The 11,019-nt window shown below is 59.6% G+C and carries 8 protein-coding genes; 7 read left to right on the forward strand and 1 reads right to left on the reverse strand.

Annotated features, from left to right (window positions below):
• Positions 1-330 precede the first annotated feature (330 nt).
• The gene (locus K8W16_RS08825) at positions 331-1,260 is read right to left on the reverse strand and encodes a LysR family transcriptional regulator (RefSeq protein ID WP_304122780.1); all 930 of its coding nucleotides are present in this window, start codon (positions 1,258-1,260) and stop codon (positions 331-333) included.
• Between the two features lie 229 nt (positions 1,261-1,489).
• On the opposite strand from K8W16_RS08825, the gene K8W16_RS08830 reads away from it, so the two are divergent.
• The 7 genes from K8W16_RS08830 to K8W16_RS08860 form a co-directional block, all read left to right on the forward strand.
• The gene (locus tag K8W16_RS08830) at positions 1,490-2,473 is read left to right on the forward strand and encodes a TAXI family TRAP transporter solute-binding subunit (RefSeq protein ID WP_304122781.1); all 984 of its coding nucleotides are present in this window, start codon (positions 1,490-1,492) and stop codon (positions 2,471-2,473) included.
• A 184-nt stretch (positions 2,474-2,657) separates the two neighbouring features.
• Positions 2,658-4,607 carry a TRAP transporter fused permease subunit gene (locus tag K8W16_RS08835; RefSeq protein WP_304122782.1) on the forward strand — a complete coding sequence of 650 codons (1,950 nt, stop codon included), beginning with the start codon at positions 2,658-2,660 and terminating at the stop codon, positions 4,605-4,607.
• Positions 4,604-6,241, forward strand: a complete 1,638-nt coding sequence (locus tag K8W16_RS08840) for an FAD-binding protein (RefSeq protein WP_304122783.1) — start codon at positions 4,604-4,606, stop codon at positions 6,239-6,241. Before K8W16_RS08835 ends, K8W16_RS08840 begins: the two co-directional genes overlap by 4 nt.
• Before the next feature lie 20 nt (positions 6,242-6,261).
• Complete coding sequence (locus K8W16_RS08845) at positions 6,262-7,938, forward strand: FAD-dependent oxidoreductase (RefSeq protein WP_304122784.1); 1,677 nt, start codon at positions 6,262-6,264, stop codon at positions 7,936-7,938.
• Positions 7,939-8,159: 221 nt separating this feature from the next.
• Positions 8,160-8,963 (forward strand): sulfite exporter TauE/SafE family protein, encoded by an 804-nt coding sequence (locus K8W16_RS08850; protein WP_304122785.1) that lies wholly within the window; start codon positions 8,160-8,162, stop codon positions 8,961-8,963.
• Positions 8,964-9,141: 178 nt separating this feature from the next.
• Entirely contained in the window at positions 9,142-10,788 is a 1,647-nt protein-coding gene (locus K8W16_RS08855; protein WP_304122786.1) for a bifunctional UDP-sugar hydrolase/5'-nucleotidase, read from the forward strand.
• A gap of 50 nt (positions 10,789-10,838) precedes the next feature.
• Positions 10,839-11,019 (forward strand): hypothetical protein (locus K8W16_RS08860; protein ID WP_304122787.1); only part of this gene is annotated, 181 nt, incomplete at its 3' end.

The following is an 11,019-nucleotide window of genomic DNA, read 5'->3' on the forward strand; positions in this document are numbered from 1 at the left end:
TCGAGGGAATTTTGTGCGAATCACAAATTTCGCCTCTGTAGGGGGGCGGAGTGCGGAGCTATCGTATGCACAGGCGCAAGGCAGCATGAAAACGGGCAGTTTTCTGAACGAGTGTGCCCGCTCTCTCGGTGGTAGGACGGTCACGTTGAGAAGTGACGGCGGCAGGGCTGGCGCAGCCGGGTACACGGAAAAAAGATTTTGCCGTCGAAACATTGCCGCTGCGGAGCATGGGGCCTCATCTGCCAGCGATTCCGTAGGCAGGCGGTTCAGAAGAACTCAACCAGGTGTGGAGGAGAATGGGCCTTATCCGCTGCGCAGGCACTTCCCCGGCTAGTCTTCGCTGAAAAGAAGAGAGAGGTAATCTTTTTTATCTTCCGGATTGCGGAAGCTTTCATAGAGAAACTGGATGACCCGGTAGGCTGCATGGGAAAGGTAGGCCTGACGAAGCACAAGAATGACGGGAAACGTGTTCAGATCGTTGAAATACAGTCTCCTGCATTCCAGCGTGCAGTTTCCGGGGATTTCGCTTTCCGGCAGAAGGGCGACGGCGTTCAGCCCATGGCGGAGCATGTCGACCATGATCCTGGTGTCCTGGGTGTCTGCAAAAACATGCGGGACTATGCCCTCGGTCTGGAAGTTTTTCATGATCTGGTCGTAGCTGCCGCCGTCGTCCCTGCGTCGGGAAAGCAGAAGGGGCACGTCTCTGAGGTCGGCGGGGCGTATGCTTTTTTTCGTCGGGGCGCGAAGCCCCGCTCCATATATTGCGCAGTACGGGGAAGAGCGCAGGGGAATGACTTTGTAATTCTGGTTTCTGAGGGGCAGTTGCGCCAGGCATATATCGAGATGGACTTCCTGCATGTGCCGCTCCAGGCTTTGGTTGTCCATGAGCCACAGGCGATAGGTGAGCTGGGGATACAGCTTCTGAAGTTTCGGCATGGCTTCCAGGATAAAGGAATTGCAGGGCGGGCATACGCCTATGCGCACATGGCCGGAAACAGGGTCGCCGCTGCGCAGAAAGTCTTTTTCAAAAGCGTGTATGTAGGAAAGTATGAACTGGGCGCGGTGATACAGTTCCTCGCCCGCCGGCGTGATCTGGAAGCTCCGGCTGGTGCGGTGTATGAGCGTGACGCCGAGCTCTTCCTCCAGCTCCTTGATCCGCTGGGAAAGAGGTGGCTGCGAAATATGCAGAGAGGTCGCCGCCTTACTGAAGGAGCCGAATTCCACAAGCGAGCAAAAATATTCCAACCTTTTGAAATCCATGATTTCTCTCCATTTTTACAGTACGGCTTCCTGGGGAATTATCCTGATTGTCCTCATGGGAAATTTAGCTCAGAGTCATGATTTAATATCGTATTATATGGAAATAACATATTATGATATTTTTCGATCTATTCCTTTTCGATATAGTTATCCAGACTAAAAGATATTTTTCCTTCTGTCTATTTTTCTCTACAAGAAGATATAAGAAAAATTTCACCAGGAGGGATGTATGAACTCTCTTACCAGAACGTGCCTGACTCTGCTTATGGCGGGCGTTTTCGCCCTTCCTTCCGCCGCTCCCTGCCGTGCGGCAAGCCATGACATGACCATAGTCGGCGGCGGTTCCGGCGGACTCTGGGCCATCATCACCGAAGGCGTGGGCGAAACCATACGCCGCAGTTTTGAAGGCGCCCGCGTAACGACGGAGCCCGGCAAGGACGGCCCCAACCAGGTCATGGTCAACAAGGGCGACGTGCAGTTCGGTGTCGCCAGCGACCTTCTGACCATACGCGCCCTGAAAGGTGAGGCCCCCTTCAAGGCCAAGATGGACAAGCTGCGTCTTGTGGCTGTGTTGAACCCTCTTCAGGCAGTACAGTTCTTTGTGGATGCGAAGACCGGCATTGAAAAGGCTTCGGACATAAAGGCCAAGAAATACCCCCTCAAGATTACCGTGAACCGACAGGGCACGGTGATCGACCTTATGTCGGAAAAGACGCTGGAACTCTACGGCGCTTCCTACAAGGACATTACCTCCTGGGGCGGCAAAATCTTCAAGATTCCCGGACCGGAAGCCATGGATCTGTGGGACGCCGGGCAGATGGACGCCATCATTGAAGTCTGCCAGTACCCTTCCAGCCGCTTCTTTGAACTGGGGCAGAAGCACGACCTGCGCCTGCTGGCTCTGGATGACGCCGTCATCGAAGGCCTGAACAGGGAACTCGGCTCCACCACCATCACCATTCCCGCGGGCACCTATCCCTTCCAGAAGGAAGACTGCAAGACCGTGACGACCCAGCTTCTGCTCATCACCAGCGTCGACACTCCCGATGAGCTGGTGGAAGGCGTGCTCAGCTCCATGGAGCAAAATCTCGACTACCTGCGCACCGTGCACTCCAACCTGAAGGATCTTTCTCTGGAGGCCATGGCTGCCAACACCGCCATTCCCATGCACCCCGCGGCGGAGAAGTTCTACGCCGCGAAGCTGAAGAAGTAATGCCTTCGGGCGGAAAGTGTCTCCAGGCGCCTTTCCGCCCACCTTGCGCCGCCGGGATTCTTCCCGGCGGGATATTTCCCGGAATTTTCCTGTTTTTCTGGCCGCCGGAACAAGTGTCCGCAGCGGGGAGGGGCGTTGTTGCCTCTTGCCCCCTTACCAGAAACCTCTTCCAGAGAGAATCATCATGACACTCGGAATGCTTTTCAAGGAAGGACGCAGAAGGAACCTGTCTCCGCTGTGGGTGAAGATCACCGGCGTGCTTGTTCTGATTTTTTCCGCTATTGAACTTTATGGAGCTCCGTTCGGCTTCATCGATTCCTATATCCTGCGCGGGCTGTTCGTCTCCTTCGCCGTGGCGCTTACCTTCATCTGTTTTACTCCCGTAAAGAGCGCGCCGAAGGAATCGGAGGATGTGCCGCTCCTCGATATTCTTCTTGCCGCCGCAAGCCTGTGCGTGGGGATGTACCTTACCGTGAACGGTACGGATATCATCAACCGCTGGACCGGCGTCGACCCGCTGCTTCCGGCGGACTGGGTGGTGACTTCCGCCTGCGTGCTGCTTGTCCTTGAAGTGACGCGCCGTACGGTGGGGCCGGTGCTCCTCGGCATCATCCTTGTGTTCATCGCCTACAACTTCGTGGGCAAGTATCTGCCCGGTTACTGGGGGCACAGAGGGTGTACGCTGGAAACCTTCCTCGACCGCATGGTGTTCACCTATGACGGCATATTCAGCACTCCTCTCGGCGTGGCCTGCACCTACGTTTTCATGTTTGTGCTTTTCGGCCACACCTTCAATGCCGCAGGCGGCGGCAAGTTCTTCTTCAGCCTTGCGGCCTCCATCGCCGGGCGCATGCGCGGCGGCCCGGCCAAGATCAGCGTCATTGCGTCCGCTCTCTACGGCACCGTGTCCGGTTCTCCCGTGTCCGACGTGGTGACGACCGGCAGCATCACCATCCCGCTCATGAAAAAGCTCGGCTATACGCCGGAATTCGCGGGCGCCGTGGCCGCTTCCGCCTGTTCGGGCGCGTCCATCCTTCCCCCCATCATGGGCACGGCAGCCTTCCTCATGGTGGACGTGGCGGGTATTCCCTATATTGATATTGCCGTCGCAGCCGCCATTCCCGCCGTCATCTACTACGTTGCCCTCATGCTTCAGGTGCACGACCGTTCCGTGATGCAGGGCATGCGCCCCATCGCCGACGACGAGCACCCCGTGGATCCCGCCCGCAAGGTGCTGCGGGAGAACTGGCTCTACCTCATCCCCATTGTGCTGCTTATTGTCCTTATTGTTGAGCGCATCAACCCCACGGTGGTGGGCCTTTGCGCCACGCTGGCCGTCATTGCCGTGAGCTGGTTCATTCCCGGGCACCGTATGGGCATCAAGGAAATCTACGGCGTGCTCCGCAAGACCTGCCTCGGCATCCTCACCGTGGCCAACGCCTCCGCCGCTGCAGGTATGGTCATAGGCGGCATCATGCTCACCGGCCTCGGCGGCAAGTTCACGAGCCTGGTCTTCGCGGCGACGGGCGGCCAGAGCGGGCTTTGCCTTGCCATGGTGGCCCTGGTGTGCATCGTGCTCGGCATGGGCATGCCCGTGCCCGCAGCCTATGTGCTCACCGCAACCCTCGCGGCGCCCGCCCTTCTGGAATTCAAGTTCTCCCTCATGGGCTCGCACCTGTTCATCGTCTATTTTGCGGCCATTTCCGCCATCACCCCGCCTGTGGCCGTAGCCGCCTACGCTGCCGCGGGCATATCGGAGGGCAATCCCAACAGCACGGGCGTACAGGCTGTGAAGCTATCCATCGCAGCCTATCTTGTGCCCTTCGTTTTCATGTACCGGCCCGGTCTTCTCATGTCCGGTTCCCTGTTCGATATCGTGTATGCCACGGTGGTGACTACCATCGGCGTGGCCTGCGTGGCCTCCGGCCTGGAAGGCTACCTGCACGGCCCCCTGCGCTCCAGGCTGTACCGCCTGCTGCTCATTGTGGGCGGCATCGTCTTCATCTGGCCTGCCGGATGGTCCGATATTGCAGGCTTCGCCATTTTCGCCTTCGTCTATGCACATCAGTACATCATCCGCAAGAACAATCCCGATCCTGCCCTTCAGGACAGGGCAGTCCAGGAGTCCATATGACTACGAATCCCGAAGTTGTCCGTCTGGAAACGGACCTTCTCATCCTCGGTACGGGCGCTGCGGGCTGCGGCGCGGCTCTGGCCGCCAGAAGGGCCGGGGTGAAGACTCTCATGGTGGATAAGGGCAAGCTGGAAAGCTCCGGCTGCCTCGGCGGCGGCAACGACCATTTCATCGCCGTCCTCGGCACCGACGAGCCGGACGACACCATCGACGACCTTGTGCGCGTGCACAACAAGCCCGGCTCTGGATTTTCGGAGAAGCAGATCCGCGACTGGGGAGCTCTCATGCCCGACATGGTGGACTTCCTGGAAGGGGAGGGAGTGCACCTTCTGCACAACCCCGACGGCAGCTACCTGCGCACCGCCGGGCGCGGGGAGCCTGCCTGGTACATCAATATCGCCGAAGGCCAGAAGATCAAGCGCCTCATCGCGAAAAGGCTGCGCGCCATGGGCGCGGACGTGCTCGACCATGTCATGATCACCCGCCTCCTTAAAAAGGAGGGCCGCATCGCCGGTGCCGTGGGCTTCAACGTGCTCGACGGGACAAAGTACGCCATAGCGGCATCCAACGTCATCCTCGCCCTCGGCAACAGCTGCAACCGCGCTACCACCAACTCCACGGGCAACCCGTACAATACCTGGCACAGCCCCTTCAATACGGGCAGCCAGTACGTCCTGGCCTATGAGGCGGGCGCGCAGATCATCAATATGGACGTGAAGCAGCAGGCTACGCTCATTCCCAAAGGCTTCGGCTGCGCGGGCATGAACGGCATCAACGGTTCCGGCGCTCATGAGCTGAACGCGCTCGGCGAGCGCTTCATGCCCAAGTACCATCCGCAGATGGAAAACTGCCCCCGCCAGTTCCAAATCAGCGGTACGCACAAGGAGCTTGTGGAAGGCCACGCCCCTTTCCACATGGAAATGCGCCACATAGATCCCGGGCTCCTGCATCACCTGCAATATGTGCTCATGCCCGGGGATAAGGCCACCTTCCTCGACTACTGCGAGCAGCGCGGTGTGGACTTCGCCAAAGCGCCCATGGAAATAGAAATAGGCGAGATAGAGTTCAGCGGCATGCTCGCCACGGACGATAATTACGAAACTACCGTGCCCGGCCTGTACAACGGCTGCGTGTTCTACACCTTCTCCGGCTCGTTGTGCAGCGGCTACCTTGCCGGACGCTCCGCCGCAGGCCGTCTTGCCCCCATGCCCGACCTCGGCAGCCTGGAAGAGGAGATACAGGCGGAATTTTCCCGCATTTCCGCCCCCCTGGACGTGAAGGGCGACGTGATTTCCCAGGAAATGTTCGAAGCTTCCATCCGGCAGGTCATGTCGTACTACATGGGCTATGTGCGTAATGAGGCGGGCATGAAGATTGCTCTGGAGCGCCTTGGCTTCATAGGTACCTACAAGGGCAAGGTCAAGGCTTCCAATATGCACGAGCTCATGATGGTACACGAGGCGGAGCACCTGCTTTCCTCCAGCCGCCTTTCCACCCTGTGCACCCTGGAGCGCAGGGAAAGCGGCAGGAGCGTGTACCGCCGCCGCGACTACCCTGAAAAGAGCGAGGCCTATAACGGCAAGATTCTCGCGGTGATGAAAAAAGACGGCCGGCCCAGCACGTTCTGGCTGTAGCGGCGGAAGGAGAGACGACGATGCCCCCGATTTACAGCAAGGAATGGAAGACCCTTTTCATCCAGCATACCGGCGATTTCCGCCAGACGCGCACCTCTCCCTGCGAGAAGGAGTGCCTTCTCGGCAACGCCGTACAGAAAGTGCATACCCTCCTTTCCGAAGGGCGTGTCGATGAGGCTCTCTTGTGGCTGCATGCCCGCAATCCCTTCCCCGGCGTGACGGGCCGCGTCTGCCCGCACCCCTGCGAGAGGGCATGCAACCGCGCCTCGCATGATGAGCCCATGGCCATACACAGCCTGGAACGCTTTGCCGCCGACCATGGACGACCGACGTTTCTGAAGGCTATGCCTGAAAGCGGCAAAAGCATTGCCGTTGTCGGCGCGGGGCCTGCGGGGCTTGCCGCCGCCCGCTTCGCCGCGCTTCTCGGGCACAGGGTGGACGTGTATGAATCCTCCCCCGTCATGGGAGGCGCACCGAGGCAGGTCATCCCGGATTTCCGCCTGCCCAAGGATGTTGTGGACCGCGAATGTGCGGCGGCTATCGAAGGCAGCGTCCGAGTGCTTACCAACATCACCGTAGGGCGCGACGTGCTTCTCGCCGACCTTGTGAAGCGTTACGACGCATGCCTCATGGCCACGGGCCTGTGGAAGGAGCGTATCCTCGACATTCCCGGCAAGGAACACCTGAAGACGGCCGTGAACTGGCTCAGGCGCATGACGCTGGAGCGCGAGAGCTTTGAAGGGCGCGACGTGGCCATTCTCGGCGGCGGCGGCGTGGCTTTCGACTGCGCCTTCACGGCGAAGCGTCTGAAGGCCCGCTCCGTGCATGTGATCTGCCTGGAAGACGACACCTGTATGCGCGCCCCGGCCGAGGAAGTGCGGCAGGCCCGCGAGGAAGGCATCTTCCTGTACCAGTCCCTGCTCAGCCGGAGCGTGGAAAAAGCAGGGGAGCGCCTGCGCGTGACGGCAGATAGAGTTTCCTCCTTCCGTTTCGACGAAACAGGCCGTCTCCATGCCGACATGGCGGGGGAGGCTCCCTTCTTCCTGGAAGCCGATCTTGTGATCTGTGCAAGCGGCCTCAAGCTCGACGGGACGGTGCTTTGCGGCATGGACGTGGAGCTCACGCCGCGCGGCATGGTGAAAGCGGACGAGGAATTCCGCACCTCTGTGCCCGGACTCTTCGCTGCGGGCGACATGGCTTCCGGCCCCGGGCTTGTGGCCTCCGCCATAGGGGCGGGCCGCAGGGCCGCCGTGGCCATGCACCGCTTCCTCATAGGGGAGAAAGGCGCCCTTGACGTGTTCATCGACGAAGAAGGCTGCGTGTCAACAGGCAAGGCGGACACGCCCGTGACGCCGCATGTGGTGGCCGTTGAGGAGATGATGAATATCGACTATCATGAGCATGCGCTCAGGCAGGTGCAGCCCGTGAAGGAAGATATGCCCGGCGTGGCCTTCCATGAGCTGGAAGGCGGCCTCTCCCCGGAACAGGCCGAGAAGGAGACCTCACGCTGCATGCACTGCGGGCACTGCATGGAGTGCGGTTCCTGTGTGGAAAGCTGCCCCGGCCATATCCTGGAAATGACGGACGACGGCCCCGCCGTGGCCTACCCCGCCCAGTGCTGGCACTGCGGCTGCTGCCGCATTGCCTGCCCCACGGGATCCATAGCCTACAAATTCCCTCTGACCATGATGCTGTGAGGGGGAAAAGGTTATAGCCTGTACAAGGCAGAACAATTCCCGCCGGGAGATTGCCTCTTGGCGGGAATTCTGGAAGCGGGGCGGTCCTTCCGGTCCGGGAGCATGCCGCCCTGCCCCGGGAGGGAAAAGTTTCCGTACGGTTCGGGAAAAGCCCATGCGGCTGCCGGGAAGGGAAATCCGTTTTCCCGCAGGTGCAGGAGATCCGGGCAAAGGGAGAAAGCATGCTTGTTCTTGTCGTCATGTGCGTGTGCGGTGGTTCTCTTATCGGCCTTTTGAACGGTATGCTCGGTGTGGGCGGTTCTTTCATTGCAATCCCGCTGCTTGACGAGGTGCTGCTGCGCCTCGGCGTTTCCCCGTCCGCGGCCCATGTCATGGCCGTGGGCACGGCCCCTGCCACCATTCTCTTTACCTGCATTTCCAGCTTTCTGGCGCACAGGGCCCTGGGCTCCATGCGCGGGGACCTTCTTCGGCGCATGGGGCCGTTCATTCTTGTGGGAAGCCTTGCCGGGGCCTTTCTCGCTCCCCACATGCCCACGCTTTTTCTCAAGCTGCTTTTCGCCGCCGTGCTCATGCTCATGGGGGTGCATCTTCTTCTTCCGCAGAAAACACAGGAAAAGAGCAGCGAGAAACTGGCCTTCCTGGAACCGGTATCGTTTTTTTTCGGCATGCTTGCCAGCATGAGCGGCCTTGCCGGCACATTGATCTGCGTCACCTATCTGTACTGGCGCGGCGTTTCCTGGAGGCAGGCCGTGGGGACAAGTTCCGGTATCGGCCTTGTCATTGCCGTGACTTCCACCCTGGGCTACATAGGTTCCGGCTGGGGAGAAAACTCACTTCCCGCGTGGTCTCTGGGCTACCTGTATCTGCCGGGGGCTTTGTGCCTGCTTGTGCCCGGCATGCTCATGGCAAGGCTCGGGGCCGTGCTGGTCAATGCAAAAAACATGCCTCTCGCGGCTATGAAAAAGGGCGTCGCCGTCATGAACATAGGTATGGCGATCCATGTGGCGTCCTCGGTGTGGTCGTGACTGAAAAAGGGGAAAAGCCCTACGCCTTTTCTCGCCTTTCAAGCCGGAGGGAAGAAGAAAACGCGGTTTTCCGGGCCGCGTTTTTTTGTTTTAATGGCCTCGGCTGTCCGCATGTTCTTTGAGGTCTTTCTTCCGGTGGAAGACGTTCTGCAGCTGCGGAGAGAAAAGGAGAACGATGATGAACTGGGCATTACGCTCCGGCGCAGGGTGTGTCATGGCGCTGGTGTTTATGGTTGAGGGCGCTCTTCTCGGGGGCTGTGCCGGGCGAGTTGAGAGACAGGCAGGGCTTGAGCTTGTCATTCTGCACACCAACGATACCCATTCCTTTCTTGCCGGTATGGACAGATACGGCAACGCCTGTCTTGAGGATGGTGACTGTTCCGGAGGGCTGGGCCGCGTGGCCGCTGCAGTGAAGGCTGCCCGGGAAGGGAAGGACAACGTCATCGCCGTGGATGCGGGAGATCAGTTCCAGGGCACGCTTTTTTACAGTGTGAACAAGTGGCCCATGATCGTGGAGGTGGACAGGGCTATCCCGTGGGACGCCATGACGCTGGGCAACCATGAATTCGACGAGGGCTGCGCTGAGCTGGCCCGTTTTCTGGAGAAGACGCCTACTCCCGTACTGGCTGCCAACCTGGAGGCGGAAGAGGGATGCCCCCTGCACCGGGGAGGTATCGTGCCGCATATCGTGAAGGTCGTGCGCGGCGAAAAGGTGGCCGTTGTAGGCCTTGCCAACGACGAAGTGAAGACTCTTTCTTCCGCCTGCGCACAGACGCATTTCGACGAAGCTGCGGAAACCCTTTCCCGCGAGGTGGAGGAACTCAAGGCGCAGGGAGTGAAGTATATCGTGGCCGTGACGCACCTCGGCCTCCCCGTGGACAGGGCTCTCGCCCGCCGCGTGGACGGCGTAGACGTGATTGTGGGCGGCCACACGCACAGCTACCTGGGGCCGGAACCTTCCGACGGGCCCTATCCTGTGGTGGAACACTCTCCGGACGGCTCCCCCGTGCTGGTGGTCACGACAGGGCGCGGCGCGAAATACCTGGGCAAGCTGACCGTGAATTTCGATGAAAAAGGCGTGCCCGTTGCGTGGAGCGGTTCTGCCTTGGAACTTTCCGCCGACATGCCCGTGGATCCGGCCGTACGGGAGCTTGTCATCCGCTACGGAGCTTCGCTGGAGGAGCTCCGCTCCGAGGTAGTGGGGGTGCACCATCTTTCCCTGCCTGACGGTATGGATCTGTGCAGGGAAGAAGACTGCCTCGGCGGAATGGTCACGGCAGACGCCATGCTGGAGGCTTCGCGCCCGCTGGGGGCTGAAATAGCGCTCTGTAACGGCGGAGCCATACGTGCAGCCTTTCCCGCAGGAAACATCACGCGGGGCGACCTGCTTTCCGTGCATCCCTTCGGCAATGTCGCCGTGCTGCGCGAATATACGGGCGCCCGGCTTCTTGCCGCCTTGGAGCACGGTGTGGCGCAGGAAGGGGGCGTGGGGCCGCGTCTTCTGCAGGTGGCGGGCCTGAGCTATGAGGTGGATGCCTCCCGCCCTGCGGGAGCGCGCATCCTGAAGGCGGAAGTCATGGATGAGCAGGGAAAGGTCGGGCCTGTGGCGCCTGAAAATCGCTATGTGGTGGTACTTGCCGATTATCTTGCTGACGGGGGCGACGGTTACGCCATGCTGAAAGAAGGGAACGTCGTGCCTTCTTCGGAAGAGCTGGTGGTGGATATGGTGGAGGCCTACCTCAGAAAACATTCTCCGCTCCCCATGCCGAAGGGAGGGCGCATCGTCCGGGTAGGACAGGGGGCGTCTGCGGATACTTCAAAATGAGAGTCATTGTCTGATCAGTAAGAATTTTGTGGTCATGGACGCAGCCGTTCATGGGTGGGCCTTTTGCCGAGGGAAAAGAATCTGCAAAAGGTGAAAAAGTAACGTATGGTGAAAATATTTTTTGTTTTGCTGACTGTGAATGCGGCTTAGGAAAACATCAGTTTTTTTTTAAGCAGATTCTTGCCCCAAGTACTGTTTTGGTATATGGTTTCTTATCAGGAGAAGTCCTCG

Origin of the sequence: Mailhella massiliensis, from assembly GCF_020741395.1 — a bacterium.
Taxonomy (GTDB): domain Bacteria; phylum Desulfobacterota; class Desulfovibrionia; order Desulfovibrionales; family Desulfovibrionaceae; genus Mailhella; species Mailhella massiliensis_A.